The following is a 25,367-nucleotide window of genomic DNA, read 5'->3' as shown; positions in this document are numbered from 1 at the left end:
TCTCTCCTCACATTTCCACATTAGGCGTATAAGCCACTTCTACAACAAACCCATTCGGATCATAAAAATCCACAGTATAATATCCATCTGAGTATTGATTCGTCTCAATCGGCCCACGAATAATCTCCGCTTGTACATTTTGTAAGAAATTAGTGACCTCATCAACTACAGCTCTACTAACAGCCTGATAACAAATATGCCTCGGCCCTAACGTTCTTACAATCTTTTCCTCTACTTCCTTGAAATACATTTCAATCTTCCCTGTACTAAATGCACTCTCATTCAACTGTTTCCAGCCAATGATAGAGAACAACCTACTATAAAAACATATGGATTCCTCTAAATTTGCTACCCAAAATTCAATATGATGAATACCAGGTTCAAACTGCTGCATCCCCTTCTCTTCCTTTCTTTCATTTTAATGAACAGACTCAACTATATGTAAAATTTCATTTGGTGTATTTACCATATAATTTGGAGAATCTTCTTTGATCGTTTCCATCACATCATATCCCCATCCAACCCATACGACGTTTACGCCAACTTTTTTACATGCAATAATATCTCGTTGCTCATCACCAACATACAGCATATCAGCTTCTGTTAACTTTTTTTCTTTTAAAAATTTCTTGATAATTTTATCTTTCCCAAACAAATTTTTCGAACAAAAAACTTCTTGAATATTTTTTATTTGATTGTTATGTAGAAATGCTCTAATATGCTCTTCTGAATTAGAGGATATTACTGCTATTCCATAACCCTTTCTATGTAATTCATCTAGCACTTCCTTCATGCCATTAAATAAGACTAGATCTTTAATAGCTGGCTGGTATAGTTTATAAAACTCTAGCGCTAATATAGGCAATTTATAAAGTGGTACATGAAGCTGTTTACACCTTTCAGGAATAGATAATTTTCTTAAAGGTTCAATTTCTTCTTCACTTACCGTTTTATACCCATGTTTCTCAGCAAGTTGATTATAAATAGGAACAAATATATCTTGTGAATCTACTAATGTACCGTCAAAATCAAATACAACATATTTCAACATAATGAATACTCCCTTAGCCTCTTTTTGAACAAATCCAAACATATTCTATTCGCTGTTAAGATCCGCTTCACCTTTAATTTTCACATTTATAAAAACAAAAAAGAACAAGGACATCTCCTCGTTCTTTTTATCACGACAGCCATTTCGGCGGCATATTCGTATTCCAATAAATATCTCCTAACTCATGATGCGCTGTATATCCATCATCAAAGCGATGGTAGTGGAAATTAAAATAATATCCATCTTGTGGTGGATGATCCCGCCTTACATGGAAACGTAGTAAATCATTTCCTGTTTTCGTATCATATACATGAAAAATCTTTTCGTTATTGCCGCCTGCTGGTTTCTGTGAAATTGCTAATGATTGTAAAGACTCTTCCGGTACATCTGTTGTAAGCTCTGCAATTGCTTCTTCTATTTTAGGTAGAATAATATCTTTAAATTCATCTTCAATGACAGGTCCAATTTTAGAACCAAACTTTTGCATAGATTGTTTCTCAGCTTCTTGCATTGCATAGGTCACAAAGGTCTCTGCGGTTAACCTCTCTGAATTTTCTTCATATGTATAGGACGTCTGCTCCAAATTTTGTTGCCTTGTTGTAGGCTTGTCCGCTTTTGCATTATCAAGCAAAATAGAAGGAGGCGTCACTAAACCAAATGTAAATACAGTAATTAATGCGACTAACGTCTTTCTAAACCAATTTGGCATTTTTTATTCCCTCCCCTTTCACTACTTATATTTGTATAACGGTTGTTTCTTCCATTATACAAAATGATGCTAATTTTTGCACTTTACAAATTTATTAACTTTCATATTTTTTTCATTTGAATATGTAATAGTCAGATTTCATATAATATAAGTACAACAATAGTGAGGAGGATTTTTAATGACTCTAGATGTCATGTACTCCGTCGTGAGCATTTTTGTTCTCTTATATTTTATTTACCAGTCAATTACAGACTAAAAAAGAGCCATTATGGCTCTTTTTTCTATGGTATGAATACAATCCAGCCTATTAATATTAATAGTAGGCTTCCTACGATAATAGCTGGTAATAAATAAAACTGGCCAAGTATAACTATGCCGTAAATCAAAACAGCCGGAACAAACAAGAACATTCCCGCTCTTCCTTTTAACAATAATAACTTCCCTTGATCACAATATAATTGGAGAAACATTTTTTTAACAAATTCATTCCATTGATCCCCTGAATAACGTGCAATTGCAACACAGGCAAATACAATAATAATAAGCGCAATCCACCATGGTGTTACTTTTATCGATACTGCACTCATAAAGATAATTTTAATATAAAAACTTAAAGAAGCACCTGATCGAAAATACTCCTTAAAAAATGATTCAATAATACGCGAATCAGATTTTTTCCCTAGTATATGCTTCGAACGTGGAAACAGCCATGGTCTCGAGTTATTACTTGGCTTCGTTATTTGACCACTAAAGTGCATGATTTCCGTTGTCCAGCGCATACCCTCTTCCTTTTCTTTTTCAACTTCCTTAAAAAAGAAACGTTGATAGTTCATTTTTTGTTTTATCAATATCAAACTAATTTCAATCAATACAATGATAAATAGCATTGCATATACTGGATGTTTAAAACCTAAAAACATACCACTTCCCAAACAAATAAAACTCATAAAAAATACGATAATCTTTACAATCCATAATACCCAGCGCTTCCCTCCACGCACATCTATATATCTTACCAATAGTGATAACATACACCGAAAAACGGTAAAGGACAGCCAAAATAATACGACTTGTAAAAGAGAAGCCCCCATACTCTTAACCAATATAGGTAACATAATGAGCGTTACAATGATATTTGTTAAACTTATTCGAATACATGTGTATACCATGCCATATTTCATTAATTTTTTCATGTGAACTGGATGCTGAATTAAAAACAGGCTATCTGCTTGCTCAAAAAACGAACGCATTCCTCTTGAATATGTAACAAAGAAAAATACAAACAAGCCCAATAAAAAATAAGCCGGTTCTTCTGCAGATAATTCTCTTGTCCATAACGAACGATAATAAATCCCGCTAAATACAAGTACTGGAACGATAAAATATAATGCGATTGTCCAATCAGTTACAGACCGAATGGATTTCCATTTTCTTTTCAGTTCATGACGCAACCTTTTATAAAATTGTTGTTTCATCATGTTGTTCCCGCCTTACGATTGCATCAAAACAATCTAATAATGGACTCTCTGGCATTTCTGCTAGGGATTGAATTGTTTGTAGATTACCGTTTGCTAATAACGTTCCTTGTGAAATAAGTAAAAATCGTTCACAGATTCTTTCCGCTGTATCTAGCACATGGGTACACAGTAAAATCCCTACTCCCCGCTCTTTTTCTTTATATAAGAAATTTAAAAATTCTCGTGTTGCTACTGGATCTAATCCAATAAACGGTTCATCAATAATATAAAAGTCTGGTTCCGTTAAAAAAGCCAAAATCAACATTGATTTTTGTTTCATACCTTTTGAAAACTTTGATAAGTATTCATGCTTATGCTTTTCCATTCGAAATGTATGTAATAACTCCTGTGCGCGTTCCTCCCAGCTCCCTATTTCACACCCACGTGCAGCCATTAACAATTCAATGTGCTCCCATAATGTTAAATAATTATAATACGTTGGGTGTTCTGGCACATATGCATACGGATTCTCTTTTTCACCAAACGAAATTTCACCCTCCATATTTGCAAGTAAGCCAAGCATTGATTTAATTGTCGTACTTTTCCCAGCTCCATTTGCACCAATAAGAGCAACTAGTTCACCTTTTTCAATTGAAAATGCTATATCATGGATTGTTTTTTCTCCTGCTTCATAACCCGCTGATCGAATATTGACCTGTAACAAATTACTTCCCCTCTTCCCACTTACAATAAACTCCAGGAAAATCATAACATATTTCTTCTTAAAATATTATTCTATATATCTAATATATTAAATATTTATATTCGTACTACTAGCAGGAAAAAACACTTTTTAACAGAATATTTAACATTTGGAGTTGTTAATTTATATTTATAGATGGAGTTGAGAGTATGAAATCTCACATTCGAAAAGCAACTGTGAACGATATAGACGCACTTTGTTCACTAACAAAAGAATTAAAAGGTTCTGATATTTCTTATGTAGACATGCAAAACCGCTTACAATTTGTTGAAATGAGCCCATTTGACTTCTTATATGTTTACGAAGAAGATGATCATATATTTGGATTCCTTGGATTTCGTATACGTGAGAACTTAGAAGATGTGACACGATACGGGGAAGTATCCATTATTAGTGTTGACTCCACAGCAAGAAGAAAAGGAATTGGACAAATTTTAATGGAGTATGCTGAACAGTTAGCTAAAGAGCATAACTGTATTGGAACATGGCTTGTAAGTGGTACGCAAAGAACAGATGCTCATCCATTCTATAAAAAATTAGGATACGAAATAAACGGATATCGATTTGTAAAATACTTTTAATTTACTAGTTGAAGGGAACTACTATTATGACAAACATTCAAGCAATATTTATCGATCGTGATGGAACCATCGGAGGAGATACTATCGTACATTATCCTGGTGAATTTACCTTATTTCCATTTACACAAGACGCCTTACGTGCATTAAAAGAACAAAATATAAAACTATTTTCCTTTACAAATCAACCTGGTATTGCTGATGGAAAAGCAAGTATAGAAGATTTTATTCAAGAACTAGAAGCTTTTGGTTTTGATGACATCTATCTTTGTCCTCACAGACATGAAGATGGATGCGAATGTCGAAAGCCAAGTACAGGTATGCTTCTGCAAGCATCAAAAAAACATGAGCTTGATTTAACAAAATGTATCGTTATTGGCGATCGCTGGACTGATATCGTTGCGGGTGCACATGTTCATGCAACAACGATATTAGTTCAAACGGGTGCCGGGCATGACGCATTACATACATATCGCGATAAATGGGCTCATATTGAACCGAGTTATATTGCAGAAAACTTTCAAGATGCTGTCATTTGGATTCTGAAACGAATTACAACACAAATTTAAGAAGCACCTTATTTAAAAAAAACCTAACATATTAATCAAAAGTAATATGTTAGGTTTTTTATTTTTCATATACAAATCTACAAGCAATCGCAAATAATATTGTACGCTGTATTCACAGGAACTGGCACAATAGTAATATACGTTGAATAATAGAGTTCGGTTTGTATTTTCGCCTGTATTAATATTGAATTTAGAAAGTTAATTCATAATGGAAATAACGATTATCTCTCAAATATCCATTCTCGGCATATAATCGCTGTGCTGATATGTTATCTATTTCTGTTTGTAATTTTAATCCTTTTGCACCGTTCTCTAGTGCGAAAATTCTAGCCGCTTCTAATAATTTTTTTCCAATACCTGCGCCGCGGTTACCTTCTTGTACAAATAGGTCATTTAAAATCCATAATTCTTTCATCGAAACTGATGAAAAAGAAGGATATAATTGTGTGAATCCAAGGTACTCCCCATCTTCAACAGCTACAAAAATTACAGATTCTTTTCGCTCTATGCGATTACGCAAAAATACTCGTGCTTCTTCCACATTCGACTCTTGTTTATAAAAGGTACGATAATTATTAAATACTGATGCTACTCCATCTAAATCTTCAATTGTCGCTTCATATATTTTCACTTTACTTCGCTTCCTTTCCAATACTCCTTCATAAGGTCCGTTACCCATTCAGGTTGTAAAATATCTTCATTCGGTAAAAATTCTCTCATAACAGGCTTTATATCCAATATAGGTGTACCGTCAATTGCATCTAATCCTTCAACTACAATTGATTTTCCTTCTCGCCTTACAACTTTTGCAATTGTCGCCCCCAATCGATTGGGACGATTTTTCCCCCGCTGTGCAAAAATACCTATTTTCGGATATTCCTTATTATTTCGTGGATGTCTAGCCGAATATTGAATCTGTTCATCTTTCACTTTATGAAAATAAAAGATTACTTCAATATGTGAAAAATCTTCAATTCCTTGTATACTCTCTTCTGCATATGAATCCGTTAATGTAATAAGAGATTGTACATCTCCCCATTCATCATCCATTATCATTTTTCTTTCATTATGTACAAAAGCAATTGGCCGAAGTGAAAACATCCATACTCCCCCTTTTTTGTAACCACTTACATTATAAAGTATCTTCTGAATATTTTCCATCGACACAATCGGATTAGTTTACATAATAAAGTTATGTAATTATTTTTTATTCTTTTTCACCACATCCAAATAACCTCCTAAAGAGATGTTTACAGCTTCAACAGCATGTATAAAAGTTGTATCAAATAAAGGAACTTGAGAATCTTCCTGTTTTACTAATAGCCCTATTTCCGTACAACCTAATATAATTCCTTCTGCTCCATTTTGTACGAAACGATTTATTATTTCTTTATAGGAATCTCTTGATGTTTGATTAACCTTTCCTAAACATAACTCGTTATATATGATTCTATTTACTAATTCCCTATCTGTTTCATTTGGTATCATTACTCTCATACCCTTTTCTTCTATACGTGATTTGTAAAAATCTTGTTCCATTGTATATTTCGTTCCGAGTAAACCAACTGATCGAATTCCTTGTTTCTTTATTTCCATAGCTGTTGCATCCGCGATATGTAAAATAGGAATACTCACCTTATCTTTAATATTACTAATCACTTTATGCATTGTATTCGTACAAATAACAATGAAGTCTGCACCAGCTTTCTCAAGAGAATATGCAGCTTCTCCTAATACGTTCCCCGCTTTTCCCCAATCACCTTCAGATTGATATTGTTCAATCTCTTCAAAATCAACGCTATATAAAAGACATTTCGCTGAATGTAATCCTCCTAACCTCTTTTTTACTTCTTCATTAATAATGCGATAATATTCAGAAGAAGACTCCCAGCTCATTCCACCAATAAGACCTATCATTTTCATCTTACCCATTCCCCCTTATTTTCTCATTTAAAATTTATACAACATTATTATGTAATTTTAACATAACAAAAAGGGCATTTGTTAAACAAACAAATGTCCTTTTTTAGTTCTTTCTTATACAATTCCAGTTAAGCTATAAACACCAATCACAACAAATACAGCTATTGTTTTAATAATAGTAATTGCAAAAATATCACGATAGGATTGCTTATGTGTTAATCCAGTTACTGCCAATAATGTAATGACAGCACCGTTATGTGGTAATGTATCCATTCCTCCTGATGCCATTGAAATAATCCTATGCATCACTTCAAATGGAATATTATATTGCTCTGCCGCCGCAATGTATTTCTCCGACATCGCACTTAAAGCAATCCCCATTCCTCCTGATGCTGATCCAGTAATTCCCGCAAGGACATTTGTAGTAACTGCACCATTTACGAGAGGATTTGTGAACGTCGTAGAAATACTGTCCCGAATGACACCGAAGCCGGGTAATGCTGCTATAACTCCCCCAAAACCATATTCTGCTCCAGTATTCATAGCAGCAAGCAATGCACCACCAATACTTGCATTTAAGCCAGCTTGAAATCCCGTAAATAAGCGGTTCCAATTTAAAATTATCGTTGTAATAATTCCGATTAATAGGGCCAGTTCAACAGACCATACGCCTAGCACACCAGAAAGTTCCACTTTGCCAAATGTTTTTAATCCAATAGATGAAAAATCAAATCCCTTTGGATACCATGTTGGAATCATCACTGTAAAAACTTTATTCATTACCCCCACTAAAATAAGCGGTATAAAAGCAAGTACTTGGCGAAGTGGTGTAATTTCGGGAGTATGAATAGCTGGTTTTATATTTTGTTCTGTTTCAGTTGTGGCTGCCATTTCAGAGTTCTCATTTCCACAACCATAATAACCTTCTTCACTTTCCTCTGCCTTTTTTCGTCTTCTTTCTAAATACAACATACCAACAAGAAATACAAAGACCGCCCCAATGATTCCAAGAAATGGTGCTGCATAAATGTCTGTTTTAAAAAACGTGGTTGGAATAACATTTTGAATTTGCGGTGTCCCCGGAAGCGCATCCATTGTAAACGTAATCGCTCCAAGAGCAATTGTTCCTGGTATTAATCGTTTTGGAATATTAGCCTCTCGAAATAAATTAGCTGCAAATGGATATACCGCAAAAGCAACTACAAACAAACTGACGCCACTATAGGTTAATATAGCACCCATCAGAACAATTGCTAGCATGGAACGTTTGACACCAACTAGCTGAATAATTGTTTTTGCAATAGACTCCGCAATCCCTGACATTTCTACTACCTTACCGAAAATTGCTCCGAGTAAGAATACTGGAAAATACAATTTAATAAACCCAACCATTTTTTCCATAAAAATATTAGAGAAAAAAGGTAATACGTGACTTGGCTCTGTTAATAAAACCGCAAATAGCGCGCAAATTGGGGCAAATAATATAACCGAAAAACCACGATAGGCAACAAACATCAGCATGCAAAGCGCCAATAAAATAATTACTAATTCCATCTCCTGCCCCCTTTTCATTTCCGTGGAAATATTTTAATAATATTCAGAAATCTATTGAGGTACTTATAGAATTTTCATATTGATAGTCAAAACATATACGATATAATTTTTTCACCTCATGATAAGAAGGGATGCGTGGGTTATTACTCGGACTCCCACTAGCCAATGCATCTTTCGCCATTTTTGAAAGAGCATTTTCAAATTCAACCTGATCAATTCCGTACTCCCTAAGATTAGGAATACGTAGATCCAAACAGAGTTTCTTTATTTCAAAAATAGCATGGTTAGCAAGCTCTTCATCAGATAATGAATGTAATTCCGGATTTATAATCCGCCCAATATCTGCGAGGCGTTTGACTGAGCAAATTTTTGTAAAATCTAAAACTGCTGGTAGTAACATCGCATTTGATATACCATGGGGTACATGAAATAGTGCTCCAATTGGACGTGACATTCCATGGACTAAAGTGACCGATGCATTTGAAAAAGCAATGCCAGCTTGCAAGGATGCAAGCATCATTGCTTCTCGTGCTTCTATATCTGTCCCCTTTTCATAGGCAATCCGCAAGTGTTTCATAATCGCTCCATTTGCTGCAAGTGCTAATACATCTGTAAGCGGTTGTGAAAATCTAGAAAGATATGCTTCAATTGCATGACATAGTGCATCAATTCCTGTTGCTGCAGTAATATTCGGTGGAACAGAACGTGTCAATAAGGGATCGATAATTGCTATGTGTGGCGTGAAGTTTGGGTGCTTAATCATCATTTTGACATCTGTTTTTGTATTTGTAATAACAGCAACACTTGTAACTTCTGAGCCTGTACCAGATGTTGTTGGAATTGCAATAAGGGGTAATGGTTGCTTTTCTATTTCCACATGATTTTGAACATAATCTTCAATCTCTCCTCCATTCGCAAACAGAACTGCAACAGCTTTTGCTGCGTCAATACAACTTCCACCACCAAGTCCAATAATAAAATCACATTTTGACTCTGCACATATCGTTAACGCTTCTAAAACATGAATATTTGTTGGTTCCACGTTTACATTTTCATAAATGATAACATCTATTTTTTTCGCTTTTAGTAGTTTCACACACACATCGATATAGCCAAGCTTTTTCATAATAGAATCACTGATAATGAAAGCTTTTTTTCCTAGCTTAATTGCTTGTTCTCCTAATTTATCAAGTGAATTTCTTCCATACAAAACATTCTTTGGCATACGAAACTCTGCGATTTCTTGCAAATAACCCACTCCTTCTTTCCCTACTAAATATTTTATAATGTGAAATTTCCATTGTATAAATTATCAAATGTAATATTCCACTTCGATTAATTATTTCCTCCCAGACCAATGCATTTATTAGTAGATTCCTGTAAATGTATAAAAGGCAATTACTAAAAATACAGCGACCGTTTTCAATATTGTCACAGCAAATATATCACGATACGATTGTTTATGTGTCAATCCTGTAACAGTAAGGATTGTAATAATTGCTCCGTTATGTGGAAGTGTATCCATCCCTCCCGATGCCATTGAAACAATACGATGCATCACTTCAAGTGGAATATGATATTGTTCTGCCGCTGCAATAAATTTATCTCCCATTGTACTTAATACAATTCCCATTCCTCCCGATGCTGAACCAGTAATACCAGCAAGAATATTCGTTGTCACCGCTCCATTTACGAGTGGATTGGTAAATGTTGCAGAAATGCTATCTCGCATAATCGCAAACCCTGGAAGTGCTGCAATTACGCCACCAAAGCCGAATTCTGCTCCTGTATTCATTGTTGCAAGCAATGCTCCTCCACTTGTATTCAATCCTGCTTGAAATCCTGTTACAACACGCTTCCAATATAATAAAAGCGTTGTTATAATCCCAATGATGAGTGCTAATTCTACAGACCAAATACCAAGTACTGCGCTTAACTCTATCTTACCAAACGATTTCATTCCAATTGAGGAAAAATCAAAACCATTTGGATACCATTTTGGTATTGTTATTGTAAAAAACTTATTCATAACTCCTACTAAAATAAGTGGTACAAAAGCAACGACTTGCTGTACTCTTGAAATTTTAATACTTTGAAGAGAAGTATGATTCTTTTGCTCTAACTCCAGTGATGCTGCCATTTCAGAATTCCCATCTTCAAAACCAAAATATCCTTCTCTAGCTTCTTTCGCCTTCTTACGTCGACTCTCTAAATAGATCAATCCTAACGTTAAGACAAAAATAGCACCAATAATACCAAGTATAGGTGCTGCATAAATATCTGTTTTAAAAAATGTTGTCGGGATTACATTTTGAATTTGCGGTGATCCTGGGAGTGCATCCATCGTAAACGTGACAGCTCCAAGAACGATTGTTCCAGGTATTAAGCGCTTCGGAATATTCGCTTGACGAAACAATTTTGCAGCAAATGGATATATTGCAAACACAACAACATAAACACTCACACCGCTATAAGTTAAAACAGCCCCCATTAAAACGATAGCCAAAATGGTCCGTTTTTCACCCACTATTTCAATAATTGTCTTAGCTATAGAATCTGCAATTCCAGACATTTCTACTACTTTACCGAAAATAGCACCTAGTAAGAAAACTGGAAAATACAACTTAATAAAGCCTACCATTTTCTCCATAAAAATATTCGAAAAGAAAGGCAGTACAAAACTAGGTTCTGTTAAAAATACTGCAAATAGAGCAAAAATCGGTGCAAATAAAATAACAGAAAATCCTCTATAGGCAACAAACATAAGTAAACTAAGTGCTAATAAAATAATAACTAGCTCCAATTCTCTCACCTTCCTTCGACTGAAAATTCAATCTTTTTAATCCAGATTTTTTCTATGTATCCCTACAAAATATCGCTTTTATAACGATTCAAATACTGACATTCCTTCCCCTTTTCTAACAAAATTTTTATAATTAAAATAGCATATTTATTACTATTCTATTACATATGAAAAATCCCTTTAAACGAAAACGATTTAACTATTACTCGTTATAAAGGGATTTGCTTTTTTGTTTTATATTTTAAAACTTCTGTCTTTTGCACAAAAGCTTCGCAACTCTTCGACATGTTTCACAATATGCGTCGCCCCTGCTTCTTTTAATTCTTCTTCATCCCCATATCCATACAATACACCGATAGAGTCAATCCCATTACAATTAGCTCCTATCATGTCATGCTTTCTATCCCCAATCATCACTATCTCTTCTCTTTGCAACTCTGGATTTGTATGCAAAATATATTCAATAATTTCATCTTTCTTTATTCGAGTTCCATCTAAATTACTGCCTACAATTTCTTCAAAAAAATGAATCAAGTTAAAGTGTTCTAAAACTTATTTTGCAAATACAGTGGGTTTTGAAGTTGCAACAAATAATCGTTTCTCTTCATCTTTTAACTTTTGTAAAATATAGGGAATCATCTCATATACACTATTCTCAAGTAGGCCGCTTCGCTTTAGATATTCACGAAAATATGTAACAGCTTGCTCTACTTGTTTTTCGTCCATTCCGTATCTATCTGCAAACGAATGCTGAATTGGTGGACCAATAAAAGAATCTAGCTCTTTCTGATTCGGTTCATCTATTCCCATTTTTCGCAATGCATATAAAACCGAATTTATAATTCCTTCTTTCGGATCTGTTAATGTTCCATCTAAATCAAATAGAAATGTTGTATACATCCCTGCTTCATACTCTTTTGCACGATTACTATAATATGTATGCATGACACAAATCCCCCTCTAACAGAAAAATCACCATCCTTTCTATATTATCAAAATATTTATTTATTTTGAATATTTATGTTGTTTTTTCACACATTAGCTTCTTCCCAACAGTCTGAGCCACGAATATATATACTCAAAACTATGTTCTTGTTGTATTATAAGTATAATTTCATAGAAAAATGGTGACCAAAGGTGACGATAACATTAATTTTCATAATGGCTTTCACGATTATCATCCATGCAGTCGAAACGAGTTCTTATAGTATTCACTTAGCAGGTATGCGTAAAAAAAAGATTGCTGTTTCCCTATCCGTAGTTGGGTTGGTGTTGCTGGTTTCACGAACATCCAACTTACTGCAAGCTTTTTTACTTGGCGGTATCGTTGATCAGGCCAAGATAGACTCTTCTATTGATTTAGAAAGAACAATACGTCTCGTTTTATTCACAGCTTCCATCGGTACACTGCTCGCAATTATTCTATATCCTACTTTCACAAAGCTATTTGGGTATGTAATTCAAAACTTTGAAACAGGCGGTTCATTCATTCGAATGATGAAAACAAACAATATACAAAAATTGAAGTATACAAAAAAACATGTAATGAAAGAGCACATTTAATAAGGAGAGATATGTATGCATATGAAAACAGAACAAGATATTATTAAACTCATACAAAACGATACTTGGATGATGGAAATATTGCAGACAGCAAAATCATTACAACTTCCTGATTGGTGGATTTGTGCTGGGTTTGTTCGTTCTAAAATTTGGGATGTTCTCCATGGATATGAAGTAAGAACACCAACACCAGACATAGATATTATCTATTTTGACCCATTACATATTAGTGAATCCATCGAAGAAAAATTAGAAAATAAGCTTAAAAGTATAGATTCTACTATTCCATGGTCAGTGAAAAATCAAGCTCGTATGCATGTAGTCAATAACATGCCACCTTATTCATCTTCAGTCGATGCAATTTCTAAATTCCCCGAAACAGCGACTGCTCTTGGAGTTACATTAGATGACCAAGATAATATTGTATTAACCGCCCCTTGCGGAATAGAAGATGTTCTCACGTTACAGGTGAAGCCAACACCTCATTTCCTCGAAACAAAAGAGCGCACAAATATGTATAAAAAAAGATTACAAAAAAAGAACTGGCAAAGTAAATGGCCTAACATTACAATCTTCCATCCTGAAATTTAAACATGAAGAAAAAAAGTGCTTCTCATTTTTATGAAGCACCTTTTCTTAATTCACTTCAAAAAATCAATCACAGTTTCTGCAAATCGCTCTGCCGCTTCATAATGCGGTGTATGACCACATTCTTCAAAGACTATGACTTTACCATTTTGAGTATCTCTTTGAAATACTTCAATGTGTTTTTCACAAGTTACTACATCGTGTTTTCCTATGATTAGCAACATTGGATTCTCGACATCTTTTAATTTTAATAATAAAGATTGATAAATTTCCCCTTCCTCTTTCAATCTTATAAAATGAATTGCGGAACGCTTATAAAACTCTTCCCATTCTCCCTCACTATATAAACTATAATCCGTTTCATCCTCAACGTAATTATATATTTCCATTCTGTTTTCTTCTAATTCATCACTTAATTTCGAATAAGCTTCTAGCAATTCCTCTGAACTAGCATTACTCTCTGCGATAGCTATACATTCTTTTCCCTGCTGTTCTTTCCCATACTCCATTAACAAAGTTCCTGTCTTTTTTAATAACGCTCTACTAGTTAATGCAAAATCAAAAGTTGGCCCTTCAAAAATAATTTTTTGAATAGATTGTGGGTACATTTCTGCATATAATAACGCTAGAAACCCACCAAAGGAATGTCCAATAACAGACCATTTTTCAATTTGTAACATCTTCCTTAGCTCTTCGCAGTCTTCGATAAGATTTTGCAATCCAAATGGCTCTTTCTGTCCAATTTCCTCTGAACGTCCTACCCCACGTTGATCAATGGCAATGAGTCGAAAAGAATCTTGTAATCTATGTGCTTGATGATAGGAAAAATCAAAACACATCTCTCCAGGACCTCCATGAAGATACAATACAGAATGCTTCTCTAGTGATCCATGCATCTCCACATACAGCTTTTTCCCGCGTACTTTCACCATTTTACCTTGTAATAGCACCTCTTTTTCTTGTTTCATCTCTTTCTCCTCCTATTTTTTATATTTCGACACCATATACAAAATAGGAGGACCACGAATCCGTACATGTTATATATCCGTAACATAATAGTACATTTTCTCATCCTCCATTCTAAATTTTTTATAGAAAGGCTTCATCCAATGCTTTTTTTACAGCTTCTCCCCTTCCTGATACTTGAAGTTTCATATAAATAGAAGAAGCATAATTTCTTACAGTTCCTTCTGATAAAAATAACTTTGCTGCAATCTCTTTATATCGAAGTCCTTCTTTAAGACATCCTAATACGTCCATTTCACGAGGAGTCAATTCATAAGGAGGCTTTTTCGGCATTGGACTATATTCTTTAAATAAGCGAGTCGCCACGTCCTGAGATAGCATTGTCCCACCTAAATGTACTAATCGAATAGCCGCTACTAACTCTTCTGGTTGAACAGATTTAAGTACATATCCCTCTGCTCCCGCTTCAATCGCTTCTGAAACACTAGAAGTTTCTTCAAAAGTTGTGACCATAATTATTTTAGTATCTGGCCACCTATTTTTGATTTTCTTCATTGTTGTAATCCCATTCATCTTAGGCATTTGTATATCCATAAGAACAACATTTGGCTGCCTTTCTTCACATTGCTTTAAGGCTTGTGCCCCACTATTCGCAACCGATACGCGAAAACCGTATTTATCCAATAAAAGTTCTAAGCTACCTGAAATGATAGGCTGATCATCTACTATTAATATATGAATCTTATCTTGGGCAAATGATTCTTCTTTATGTAAGGTCGGAATCAAACAAGTCACAATTGTTCCTGTATCCTTAGTGGAATCAATACTCAAATTTCCATGATATTCACTTAGGCGTTCTCTCATTCCCGATAAACCAAAGCCCCCCTGCATAACTTCCATGCCTATACCGTCATCTTGTATTTGAAGCATCACATAATTTTTATGATATTGTAAAAGAACTTGTATCGTTTCTGCTCCCCCATGTCTTGTTGCGTTTGTCATTGCCTCTTGTAAACACCGACAGAAAGTTCTCTTCAGTTTTTTAGCCATTGGATAATATTCTCCAACCGTACGGAAAACAACATGAACATTTGTATTACTTTTAAACTCTTCTATTAAGTTCAATAAAGACACATCTAGATTTGATTCCTCTTGAGGATCCATTTCGTGAACCTGTCTTCGAATATTATCTAATGCAGATCGTGATATATCTAATATTTCTTGTAATTTTTCCTCTCCCTCCTTGGTTGCTAGATGTGGTCGTAATGTTTCCATACTCAATATAACCGAAGTAAATTTATATCCTATCGTATCATGTAATTCTCTTGCCATTCTATCCCTCTCCTCAAGCAAAGTTATTCTTTCTACTTGGGACGAATATTGTTCTAAAATTGCATTCTTATCTTTAATCAATTTCAGTTTTTTCTTAATAGCATCCATAGAATAAACAACTCTTTGTAGTAAATGACCTACTCCATATATAAAGAGAACATCAAATATACTTAGAAGCAGCTTATTTCGATCAAACCCAAAATTCAAGAAAACTCCCAATACACAGATAATTATCATTGCAGGTAATGCATAGAAATTTACTTTTCCACGACAAAAAAATGCAAGCGTTAAAATTGCAGGAGATAAAAACTGAGCCAAATGATATGTATATGCAAAATAAAGCGAAAGTCCACCTACTAAGATAATTTCTGTTACTACATATAATTCATTTTGTAATTTATATAATATGACAGGTATGACATAAGACAGAAATGTACTTATAAAAACAATCTCAAGTGGAAAGTTTGGATTATCTTGATATGTCAAAGTAACAATTGCAACAATCCAAGTGATCCGAATAAGTATCATTACCCATTCCTGCCAAAGTAACTTATTTTTTATGTCATTCAACTTTCATATACCCCCTATCAAGATGAATATTATACATATCCCCTATTTTTCCATTTTCATCATAGCAAGGTTATGACACTTTGTCACTGCCTTATATTACATTCTTTTTGCTATGTTAGTAGCCGAAACATGTCACTAATATTAAGGGAGTGAACAAAATATGTGTATTTTAAAAGTACAGAACTTAACTAAGAAAATTGGAAGGCGCACACTCGTTAATCAATTATCATTTGATGCTCGAAAAGGAGAAATTCTTGGTCTTCTAGGCCCAAATGGTGCTGGAAAATCCACTACAATTAAAATGATTGTTGGCTTAATCTCCAAAACCAGTGGAACAGTCACAATTAACAAAAAAGACACAAGCAAAGACTTTAAAGAAGCTATGAAACATATTGGAGTGATTGTTGAGAATCCTGATTTATACAAATTTTTATCTGGCTATGATAACCTCCTTCACTTCTCTAGAATGACACCTAATATTCCAAAAGAACGTTTAGATGTGGTTGTTTCTTTAGTTGGGTTGGAAAAAAGTATTCATAATAAAGTTTCCACTTATTCTTTAGGAATGAAACAGCGGCTTGCTCTTGCAATTGCTTTGGTACACAAACCTGCCCTTCTCATTTTAGATGAACCTACAAATGGATTAGACCCTCAAGGAATTAGAGATTTAAGGTTTCATTTAAAACAACTAGCTACAGACGAAAATGTAGCAATTGTTGTTTCAAGCCATCTAATGGCCGAAATGGAAATGATGTGTGATCGCATCGCTATTATAGACAAAGGAGATTTAATTGGTATACATGATATAAAAGATATTACGAAAGAACAGATACAAGCTGTACAATTTGAAGTAGACCGAACAGACTTAGCAATCCCACTCTTACAAAAATCAGTAATAGGTGAAGAAATCATAACAAATCAAAATGTCATTACGATCAAAATAAGTAAAGAACATATACCTGAAATTTGCGATACATTAGCCAAAAATGGAGTGAATGTTTATGGTGTTCAAACCATTAAAACAACTTTAGAAGACAAATTTATTGAAATGACTGGAGATGAAGTGCACAATGATTAATCTAATAAAAAATGAAAATATGAAAATTTTCAAACGAAAAAGAACTTGGATTATGGTAGGTTTTATGGTTGTATTTATTTTCATTCAATTCCTAAACGTAAAGCTTTCCAGCCAAGTTAATTATAGGAATGACTGGAAGACATCTCTTATTGAAGAAAATGCATTACTTCAAGTTGAAAAAGAATCTCTAAAATTACCTATTGAAAAAATAGAAAATGAAAAAAAACTTTTACTAAATAATTATTACATTGACAGTAATATAAAACCAACAAACAATGCTTGGTTCTTTACGATTGGACAAAGTACAAATTTTTTAATAGCTATCTCCATTCTTACACTCATAATAGCTGGTGAAATTGTTGCAAGTGAATTTCAATCCGGTACAATTAAATTTTTATTAACACGAACCGCTACTCGCACACAAATATATTTTTCTAAATATATTTCTACTTTATTATTTGGATTTTTCTTAATCGTAATGACGTTCCTTCTTTCCATTCTATTTAGTGGCATTCTTTTAGGCTTTGATGGAATAAATGGTGAATACTTATTTGTCAAAGATCATGCCGTTCAAAAAACAAGCTTCCTTCAGGCACTAATTGGTAGCTTATTATTTAAGATTCCTTACTTAATTATTTTTGCAACTTTAGCTTTTATGATTTCAGCGGCGTTTAAAAGTACTACATTCTCTATCGTATTTTCTCTTTTAGTAGCAATTGCAGGTTTTGTCATGAGTATCTCATTAAAAGGTTACAGCTGGACAAAATATTTCATCTTCTCTCATACGGATTTATCAAGTTTCGTATATGAGAATCCCCCTGTAGAGGGCATGACTTTCAGTTTTTCTATACTATTTATCTTAATTCATATATTCATCATGCATGGAATTGCATACCCCATATTCGTAAAAAAAGATGTCGCTTAAATTTTTTATTAAAGACTGGAGGAAAATACATTGAAAAAAAGATGGATTAAATTCTGTATATTAATAACTCTTATACTTACTGGTTGTTCAAATTCCGAAAGTAAAACAAAAGAACAACAACTGGAGCTATCCGCTACTGATGTTAAAACGTTAACATTAGATAACCGTAACGGCAATATTGATATTTCAACAAATCCTAAATCAGATAAAATAGAGGCTTCTATTACTGCAAAGGCTAAAGGTATCAGCATGGATAAATTAAAACTAGGTCTTTCAGCCAAAAATGGAATTGCAACTTTAAACACTTCTTTTGATGGACAATTTTTTAGCAATAGCGAAACTTGGGTTGATGTCAAACTATCATTACCTAAAAACATAAAAGTTGAATTTAAAAAAACTCATAGAGACGGCGATATCAAAGTCTCTAACCTCGATTCAGATATAAATATACTTAATGTCAACGGTAATATTGACATTTCCAACGTTAATGGAACTGTAAGTGTAACAAATAGAGATGGAAATGTAGATATTGTGCATACAAAGTCTGACATTAATCTTGATAATAACAACGGAAAAGTTGTTATTAAGGATATAAAAGGATCTATAAGAGCCAAAATTGGTGATGGTTCAGCCGCTATCAATAATATTGAAAAGAATGTTACCATCTTAGGTGCTAAAAGCGATAAAATAAAAGTAAATAATGTTAAAGGGAAAATAACTTTTAATAAATAAAATTGATTTACTTATACAGGATAAAAACCAACCGCATTTTTTAATAATTCGGTTGGTTTTTTCCTTAAATACACCTTAATAATTTCCGAATATTCAATTATTTAATTTCAAATAATCCCAATCACATTCAAAAAGACAATGACAATCGCAATCGGAGCGACAAATCGAAGCAAGAATACCCAGCAAGTGAACAATACTTTCCCGTAATTACCGCCAACAAAAAATTCTGCTTCTAATACCTTTTTCTCCATTTTAAACGAGACGAAAATACTAATAAACAAAGCTCCAAATGGCATTAAAATATTACTAGATAAAAAGTCTACCGCATCAAAAATATTTTTACCAAAGATTGTAATATCATTCCATACACCAAATGAAAGTGCAGATGGGATACCAACTAAGAAAATTAAAAATCCAATGATCCATGACAATTTCTTTCTTCTTTCCTGCTGTCCATTCGCTAGTGCTGAAACAACCGTTTCAAGTAGTGAAAACGCAGATGTTAACGTTGCAAATGTGAATAGTGCAAGAAATACTGTTAAGAAAAAGCTACCAAATGGAATTTGACTAAAAACTGAAGGTAACACAATAAATAGTAACCCTGGTCCTTCTGTCGGTTCCATTCCTAGTGAAAATACTGCTGGGAAAATAGCTAGACCAGCGAATAAAGAAACAAATAAGTTTAGTCCAACAATTGTTACCGCTGAGCGTGGCAAACTTTCTTTTTTATTTAAATAAGAACTATACGTGACCATGATGGATATCCCAATGCTAATAGCAAAGAATGATTGCCCCATTGCAAACAAAATACTTTCTGATGTGATTTTTGAGAAATCAGGCTGTAAGAAGAATTTGACTCCTTTCATCGCATCATCAAGTGTTAAGGAGCGTACAATAAGAGCAACAAACAGAACGAACAATGCTGGTAACATATATTTACTCGCTTTTTCGATTCCATTTTGTACCCCTTTTGATACAACCCAAATCGTAATAAACATAAAAGCAAAATGGCCAACAATTGCCCAAACCGGATCCCCAATTGTTTCTGTAAATAGTGAACTATAATTTTGCTGCGGTGTAATCAGTTGTCCAGTTATCCCTCTGAATAAATAGATTAATACCCAGCCACCAACAACACTATAAAATGATAACAAAATAAAACAAGTTCCAACGCCAAGACGTCCAATCCAATGCCAGCCTGTATTTGGTGCGATACTTTTAAATGCTCCGATTGCTTGTTTTTGTGTACTGCGCCCTATCATAAATTCAGCTACCAATAACGGAAGACCTATTAATACCGTAAACAATATAAAGATTAAAAAGAATGCTCCTCCCCCGCTCTTTCCAGCAATATAAGGAAACTTCCATATTGCTCCAAGCCCAATTGCAGATCCTGCTGCAGCCATTATAAATCCTAATTTCGAAGTCCACTGCTCCGTCTGTTTCATCCTATTTTCCTCCTAATTACATCTTTTTATATTAATAAATAAATATTATTAACCAATCCAAATAAACCCTCCATTTCTTCCTATATATAATAAAAAAATGGCCCAGCATCTCTTTATATAAAGAGACGCTAAGCCATTTACTTAACGCGGTACCACCCTTATTGATTCCATTATGAATCCACCTTAGCAGTAATCGTTTGATTACAAACCTGTTATCGAAGGTTAACCGTTAAGATTTACTAAGAATTAGACTTCTGTTCCACCTTACTGCTCCTAGGCGAGTTCAGGATGTCATTTGACTATGTCACACCAACCCATAGCTCTCTGTACAAACACATGACCTTACTACTCCTATTCAACGCACTCTAATATTCTGAATATAATTTCTTTTGAAATTACTACGAATTATATCGGTTATATTTATGACTGTCAAGTAAGTTATTTATTTTTTTGTCGAAAGAAAGAAACTTAACTGTACAAATTTCTATCACTAAAAAAGAATCTTCGCAACAAGCGCGAAGATTCTTTTTCTTTATGGCACGAGACGCGTACAATCTCTCGGAAATGCACTCGCTTCTCTCACATTTGATAGTTCTAAAAACTTATATACAAGCCTTTCTAACCCAATCCCAAAACCACCATGAGGCGGACATCCATATCGGAATGTATTAATATAAGACTCGAAGTTTTCTGGCTGTAACCCTTTTTCTTTAAAAGAAGCAAGTAACATACGATACTCATGAATTCGCTGCGCACCTGATGTAATCTCTAATCCTTTATATAATAAGTCAAAAGAATCCGTAACAGCTTGATTTTCTTTATTCGGCATCGTGTACATCGGTCTCGCTTCTTTCGGATAATGTGTGATAAAGACAAAATCACTACCGTATGTTTCCTTCACATATTTTCCAACTAGTTTTTCCCCTTCTGTATCTAAGTCGCCTGCTGATGATTCTTTTCGGTACTTTGTTTTTAAAATGCTCTGCGCCTCTGCAAGTGTAATCTTTGGAATTTCTGTAATTATAGGAACCGTAACTTGCAAGAGCACTAATTCTTTTTCACATTTCTGTCCTACTTGTTCAAACATATAACGTAAAACATCTGCCTCTAATGCCATCACTTCATAAAAGTCTTCAATAAAACCCATCTCTACATCTAATGATATATATTCATTCAAATGACGAGAAGAGTTATGATGCTCAGCTCGATAAACAGGAGCAATTTCAAAAACAAGTTCAAAACCACCTGCTACCATCATCTGTTTATAAAACTGAGGAGATTGAGCTAAATATGCCTCTTTCTGAAAATAAGGGAGTTTAAAAACATTCGCTCCCCCTTCTGCTCCTTGAGAAACGATTTTCGGCGTAAATATACGTGTGAAATCGTTCTCTATTAAAAATTCACTAAATGCCTGTACGAGCGTAGATTGAATCGTAAAAATGGCTTGTATCCGTTCATGCCGAAGCGATATGACGCGCTCATTCAACATTTGATCTAAACCAACTTGCAGCTTTCTTTTATTCACTTCAAAAGGAAGTGGCTCAGCAGTATTTAACACTTTTACTTCTTCTACAAGCAGTTCCACACCTAATTCTGTTTTTGTGGTTTCCACAAGCTCGCCAATAATTTGAACAACACTTTCTACGTCTACTTTATATCCCGCTAATCCTTTTTCTAACACGCATTGAATAACACCTGTTCGGTCACGTAATAATAAAAAACTGATATTCCCCAAATGCCGAATTTTTTTCACCCAACCTTGTAGTAAAACCACCTTTTTACTACATGTTTTACATTCACGAACGAGTGACCGCTTCATTGATTGATCCATTATTGTTTCCTCCTATATTTTCATATTTATTTACATTATTGTTATCATCATCATCATCCACGGCCACTCACCTCCTTTCAAAGAATACAAAAATCCGCCCCTATAAATAGGGACGGATTTTTCCGCGGTACCACCCAAATTGTCATACTGACCATCTTAAACCTGATAACGGTAGGTACCGTTTGCTTTTACTAACCTTCACGTTCAAAGCAACGCTCACAGGTGTCTTTCCATCATGCGGTATCGCAATCTTTTCAGCAGTTGATTGCTCTCTGGAGACCCTTACATCATGTACTTTTCCTGTTCATCACTTTTTATATTTACAGAGTATTCTATTCCTTTAAAAGAGAAAATGCAAGGTGTTTTTTCATTATTTTCTGATTTTAATTTCAAATCCATTCTGAAACAATTTCTTCTAATGTCATTCCTCGCGACCCTTTCAATAACACAACATCAGTTTGATTTGCCACTTCTTCAAGTTCTTTTGCATCATGACTTCCCCTTCCACTCAGAAAGAAACTATTTCATTACATAACAATTTGTTTTCCTAGGCATATTATTAGTAAATTTCTTCTGGAGGTCTATACATGAGAAAAATTATAAGTTTCTTACTCTTACTATTATGCACGATAATGACAAATCAAGCATACGCTTATTCCCCACAATCATTACCCATCTCACAGAATTCAAAACAATGGAAAGTACATATTGACGAAGTAAAGAAAACAAACAAAAACATGTTACAGCCTAAAAAAGATGTTTTTCACACGTATCACTTCTCAGTACAAAACATTGGAAAAGATGAAGTATATAACGTACAAGTGGAAGTATTCCGAAATGAATCAAACACGGAAACAAAATATGAACTCTTTTCTTTAAAAGAAGCTCGATTAGCAAGTGGAAAAACAGGGTTTGAACATGCAGATTTTCCTGTTTCTGTAAGAACAAACGAGGTAGATGTCATGATTACATGGCAAGAACATCCTTTCCGTGCAATGCGAAATGGTCAAAAAGTTGAGGGAAGAAAGTTTAAAGAGCATTTTGTTTTTAAGGAATCTCAAAAATAAAATTCTTCTACAAGATTAGAAAAGATTTCTTGCAATAATCATATCTGTATCTTCAAACTTATAAAACAAATATATTAAATGGAAAATTGCGTTGGTCTTTCTAAAAAATATTAGGAAAGAATGACGCTTTTTTGTATCATTCTTTTTCCCTTTAAAAACTCTAACTACCTTTCAACTTCCTAGCGTGGCTCCATTAAATGACCTTAATGCAAAATATTCAATTTAGCAGGCAGGAAAAACCTCAGTCAATCACTAATAACCAGTGTGGAATGAAAAATACTGATTAAAATTCACCTGATAAATGGAGGTTGAAAATTATGACTCATACCAACTATGCACTAACAACAGGAAAAACAGAACGAGCAATTGTCATTGGCGGTGGTATTGGAGGGTTACTAACTGCAAGAGTACTTTCTACCTACTATAAAGAAGTGCTTATAGTCGATAAAGATACTTTTCCAGAAAGACCTGACAACCGTCCTGGTACTCCACAAGCCTTCCATCCACATCGTTTTACCCAGCGTGGTAAATTAATTACAGAACGACTCTTTCCAGGCTATGAAAATGATTTAGCAGCACAAGGTGCACCCTCAGTACTAAATAAAACCATCCATAACATGAATCAATATGGCACGATAGAAATGCAATATCCACGGAATGATGTCAAATTCAGTAGAGCTTTGCTTGAATGGACACTTCGTAAACAAGTACAAAAAATTTCTAATATTAGTTTTCTCACAAATCATAACGTAATTGGTTTATTAATGACGATTGATCAAACAACTGTTACAGGAGTCCAAGTCTCAGAACGCGGAAAATCTGAACAAGTACGAACACTAAATGCTGATTTGATAGTTGATGCTAGTGGTCGTTCCTCTAAACTCGTAAATTGGCTTCAAGATCAGGGTTATGATGTGCCAGATTCAGATCGCTTGAAAGTCTCCCTTGGATATAGTACTCGCCGCTATAAGGTTCCCTCCCACCTACTACATCTCACAGAAAAATGGGACACAATCAATATTGCAGGGCAGCCAACTAAAGAAACTTTTACAGGCGTCTTTTCCTTTATTGAAAATAATATAGCCGAAGTGCTAATCTATCGTCCTGGTGGACATTATCCTCCTACAAATGCCGAAGAGTTTGAGCAGGCTATTTCCCAGCTCCCAAGTCCGATAATTGGCGAAATTTTGCACGAGTTTGAACCAATATCCTCTCCTCGGAGTTATCGTGTTCCAGAATTGTTTCGTCATCACTTTGAACAAATGGATCGATGGCCCTCTGGATTGTTAGTCTTGGGAGACGCATTCTGTATTTACGATCCAATTTTCGGTCAAGGAATGACCGTTGCTGCAATTGAAGTAGAAGTACTCGAGTCTTGCTTGCAAGAACAACAACATAACCCTATCCCTCATTTCGAACAAAGAGTTCTCAAAAAAATGCAAGATGTAATCGAACCAGCTTGGTGGCTCAATTGTGCTACTGATTTGTAGTGGAAAGGTGTCGAATATGTGAGTTCACAGCAATTGAAAGGGATTTCTTTTGGCCAAAAATATATGGATTTATTTCTTAAATATGCCACAACCGAGCGTGATTTCAAATTATACGGAATGTATTGGGCAGTAAACTCATTAGCAATCTCACCACATACTATATTTGACCCACAGCTAGTAACTACCATTCTCACTTCATCTACTGAAGGACAGCGCTTCCTTGATGAACTCTTGCTAGCCCATGGCCAATCATTAGATGTAGTATTAAATCAAATTGTACCTACTTTCTCTCAGACAGCCTTTGCGTCAGTAAATCAATAAATCTGGAAAACTCCTAGATGACTGGATAGGTAATTTTTGATAGTAAATA

At 34.4% G+C, this 25,367-nt stretch carries 22 protein-coding genes, 3 pseudogenes and 2 other annotated features; of the genes and pseudogenes, 9 read left to right on the top strand and 16 right to left on the bottom strand.

Annotated features, from left to right (window positions below):
• Nucleotides 1–7: 7 nt before the first annotated feature.
• The 5 genes from JDS96_RS17310 to JDS96_RS17290 all read right to left on the bottom strand — a co-directional run bounded on the left by JDS96_RS17310 (nucleotide 8) and on the right by JDS96_RS17290 (nucleotide 3,941).
• On the bottom strand, nucleotides 8–394 hold the full coding sequence (locus JDS96_RS17310; protein WP_199667567.1) for a VOC family protein: 387 nt from the start codon (nucleotides 392–394) through the stop codon (nucleotides 8–10).
• A gap of 24 nt (nucleotides 395–418) precedes the next feature.
• The gene (locus JDS96_RS17305) at nucleotides 419–1,051 is read right to left on the bottom strand and encodes an HAD-IA family hydrolase (protein WP_199667566.1); all 633 of its coding nucleotides are present in this window, start codon (nucleotides 1,049–1,051) and stop codon (nucleotides 419–421) included.
• Between the two features lie 130 nt (nucleotides 1,052–1,181).
• Entirely contained in the window at nucleotides 1,182–1,760 is a 579-nt protein-coding gene (locus JDS96_RS17300; protein ID WP_199667565.1) for a YpjP family protein, read from the bottom strand.
• 281 nt (nucleotides 1,761–2,041) lie between these two features.
• Nucleotides 2,042–3,238 (bottom strand): ABC transporter permease, encoded by a 1,197-nt coding sequence (locus JDS96_RS17295; protein WP_199667564.1) that lies wholly within the window; start codon nucleotides 3,236–3,238, stop codon nucleotides 2,042–2,044.
• A complete protein-coding gene (locus JDS96_RS17290) occupies nucleotides 3,216–3,941 on the bottom strand; it encodes an ABC transporter ATP-binding protein (RefSeq protein ID WP_199667563.1) in 726 nt (241 codons plus the stop codon). The genes JDS96_RS17295 and JDS96_RS17290 overlap by 23 nt, the downstream gene beginning before the upstream one ends.
• 188 nt (nucleotides 3,942–4,129) lie before the next feature.
• Between JDS96_RS17290 and JDS96_RS17285 the strand changes: the two genes are divergently transcribed.
• Together JDS96_RS17285 and JDS96_RS17280 are read left to right on the top strand one after the other, a co-directional pair.
• On the top strand, nucleotides 4,130–4,561 hold the full coding sequence (locus tag JDS96_RS17285; protein WP_199667562.1) for a GNAT family N-acetyltransferase: 432 nt from the start codon (nucleotides 4,130–4,132) through the stop codon (nucleotides 4,559–4,561).
• Between the two features lie 26 nt (nucleotides 4,562–4,587).
• On the top strand, nucleotides 4,588–5,127 hold the full coding sequence (locus JDS96_RS17280) for an HAD-IIIA family hydrolase (RefSeq protein WP_199667561.1): 540 nt from the start codon (nucleotides 4,588–4,590) through the stop codon (nucleotides 5,125–5,127).
• 190 nt (nucleotides 5,128–5,317) lie between these two features.
• Here the strand turns inward: JDS96_RS17280 and JDS96_RS17275 are convergent, their stop codons facing one another.
• From JDS96_RS17275 to JDS96_RS17245, 7 genes and pseudogenes are all read right to left on the bottom strand, one after another.
• Nucleotides 5,318–5,758, bottom strand: a complete 441-nt coding sequence (locus tag JDS96_RS17275; protein WP_199667560.1) for a GNAT family N-acetyltransferase — start codon at nucleotides 5,756–5,758, stop codon at nucleotides 5,318–5,320.
• On the bottom strand, nucleotides 5,755–6,228 hold the full coding sequence (locus JDS96_RS17270) for an SAM-dependent methyltransferase (RefSeq protein WP_006094725.1): 474 nt from the start codon (nucleotides 6,226–6,228) through the stop codon (nucleotides 5,755–5,757). The genes JDS96_RS17275 and JDS96_RS17270 overlap by 4 nt, the downstream gene beginning before the upstream one ends.
• A 99-nt stretch (nucleotides 6,229–6,327) precedes the next feature.
• Entirely contained in the window at nucleotides 6,328–7,050 is a 723-nt protein-coding gene (locus tag JDS96_RS17265; protein ID WP_033796120.1) for an aspartate/glutamate racemase family protein, read from the bottom strand.
• 114 nt (nucleotides 7,051–7,164) lie between these two features.
• Nucleotides 7,165–8,604 carry a GntP family permease gene (locus JDS96_RS17260; protein WP_199667559.1) on the bottom strand — a complete coding sequence of 480 codons (1,440 nt, stop codon included), beginning with the start codon at nucleotides 8,602–8,604 and terminating at the stop codon, nucleotides 7,165–7,167.
• A 43-nt stretch (nucleotides 8,605–8,647) separates the two neighbouring features.
• Nucleotides 8,648–9,862, bottom strand: a complete 1,215-nt coding sequence (locus JDS96_RS17255) for an iron-containing alcohol dehydrogenase (protein WP_307838194.1) — start codon at nucleotides 9,860–9,862, stop codon at nucleotides 8,648–8,650.
• A 108-nt stretch (nucleotides 9,863–9,970) separates the two neighbouring features.
• Nucleotides 9,971–11,407 (bottom strand): GntP family permease, encoded by a 1,437-nt coding sequence (locus JDS96_RS17250; RefSeq protein WP_199667557.1) that lies wholly within the window; start codon nucleotides 11,405–11,407, stop codon nucleotides 9,971–9,973.
• Nucleotides 11,408–11,641: 234 nt separating this feature from the next.
• Nucleotides 11,642–12,307 (bottom strand): annotated as a pseudogene (locus tag JDS96_RS17245) (HAD family hydrolase).
• 237 nt (nucleotides 12,308–12,544) lie between these two features.
• Here JDS96_RS17245 and JDS96_RS17240 point away from each other — a divergent pair.
• Nucleotides 12,545–12,952, top strand: a pseudogene (locus tag JDS96_RS17240) (lipid II flippase family protein); the annotation flags it as partial.
• A gap of 33 nt (nucleotides 12,953–12,985) precedes the next feature.
• Nucleotides 12,986–13,561, top strand: a complete 576-nt coding sequence (locus JDS96_RS17235; protein ID WP_097794963.1) for a nucleotidyltransferase family protein — start codon at nucleotides 12,986–12,988, stop codon at nucleotides 13,559–13,561.
• A gap of 50 nt (nucleotides 13,562–13,611) precedes the next feature.
• Here the strand turns inward: JDS96_RS17235 and JDS96_RS17230 are convergent, their stop codons facing one another.
• Both JDS96_RS17230 and JDS96_RS17225 read right to left on the bottom strand, forming a co-directional pair.
• Nucleotides 13,612–14,526 carry an alpha/beta fold hydrolase gene (locus JDS96_RS17230; protein WP_199667556.1) on the bottom strand — a complete coding sequence of 305 codons (915 nt, stop codon included), beginning with the start codon at nucleotides 14,524–14,526 and terminating at the stop codon, nucleotides 13,612–13,614.
• Between the two features lie 121 nt (nucleotides 14,527–14,647).
• Entirely contained in the window at nucleotides 14,648–16,426 is a 1,779-nt protein-coding gene (locus tag JDS96_RS17225) for a response regulator (protein ID WP_199667555.1), read from the bottom strand.
• Nucleotides 16,427–16,586: 160 nt separating this feature from the next.
• Between JDS96_RS17225 and JDS96_RS17220 the strand changes: the two genes are divergently transcribed.
• From JDS96_RS17220 to JDS96_RS17210, 3 genes are read left to right on the top strand one after another with little or no spacing between them, the layout of a single operon-like run.
• The gene (locus JDS96_RS17220; protein WP_003197336.1) at nucleotides 16,587–17,504 is read left to right on the top strand and encodes an ABC transporter ATP-binding protein; all 918 of its coding nucleotides are present in this window, start codon (nucleotides 16,587–16,589) and stop codon (nucleotides 17,502–17,504) included.
• A complete protein-coding gene (locus JDS96_RS17215; RefSeq protein WP_199667554.1) occupies nucleotides 17,497–18,429 on the top strand; it encodes an ABC transporter permease in 933 nt (310 codons plus the stop codon). Before JDS96_RS17220 ends, JDS96_RS17215 begins: the two co-directional genes overlap by 8 nt.
• Nucleotides 18,430–18,459: 30 nt before the next feature.
• Nucleotides 18,460–19,161: a DUF4097 family beta strand repeat-containing protein gene (locus JDS96_RS17210; RefSeq protein ID WP_006094715.1), complete on the top strand. Its 702-nt coding sequence runs from the start codon at nucleotides 18,460–18,462 to the stop codon at nucleotides 19,159–19,161.
• Nucleotides 19,162–19,268: 107 nt separating this feature from the next.
• Here the strand turns inward: JDS96_RS17210 and JDS96_RS17205 are convergent, their stop codons facing one another.
• A complete protein-coding gene (locus JDS96_RS17205; protein WP_199667553.1) occupies nucleotides 19,269–20,609 on the bottom strand; it encodes a sodium-dependent transporter in 1,341 nt (446 codons plus the stop codon).
• A gap of 118 nt (nucleotides 20,610–20,727) precedes the next feature.
• Nucleotides 20,728–20,977 (bottom strand) — a binding site (T-box leader).
• A gap of 164 nt (nucleotides 20,978–21,141) precedes the next feature.
• On the bottom strand, nucleotides 21,142–22,440 hold the full coding sequence (gene aspS / locus JDS96_RS17200) for an aspartate--tRNA(Asn) ligase (RefSeq protein WP_199667552.1): 1,299 nt from the start codon (nucleotides 22,438–22,440) through the stop codon (nucleotides 21,142–21,144).
• A 105-nt stretch (nucleotides 22,441–22,545) separates the two neighbouring features.
• Nucleotides 22,546–22,757: a binding site (T-box leader), on the bottom strand.
• 270 nt (nucleotides 22,758–23,027) lie between these two features.
• Here aspS and JDS96_RS17195 point away from each other — a divergent pair.
• Entirely contained in the window at nucleotides 23,028–23,507 is a 480-nt protein-coding gene (locus JDS96_RS17195) for a hypothetical protein (protein WP_199667551.1), read from the top strand.
• A gap of 317 nt (nucleotides 23,508–23,824) precedes the next feature.
• A pseudogene (locus tag JDS96_RS17190) lies at nucleotides 23,825–25,318 on the top strand (NAD(P)/FAD-dependent oxidoreductase).
• Nucleotides 25,319–25,367: the final 49 nt, after the last annotated feature.

It is taken from the genome of Bacillus cereus group sp. N21, from assembly GCF_016483395.1.
Lineage (GTDB): Bacteria > Bacillota > Bacilli > Bacillales > Bacillaceae_G > Bacillus_A > Bacillus_A pseudomycoides.
Note: the sequence above shows the minus strand (reverse complement) of the source record. Positions and strands in the feature narration are given on the sequence as shown.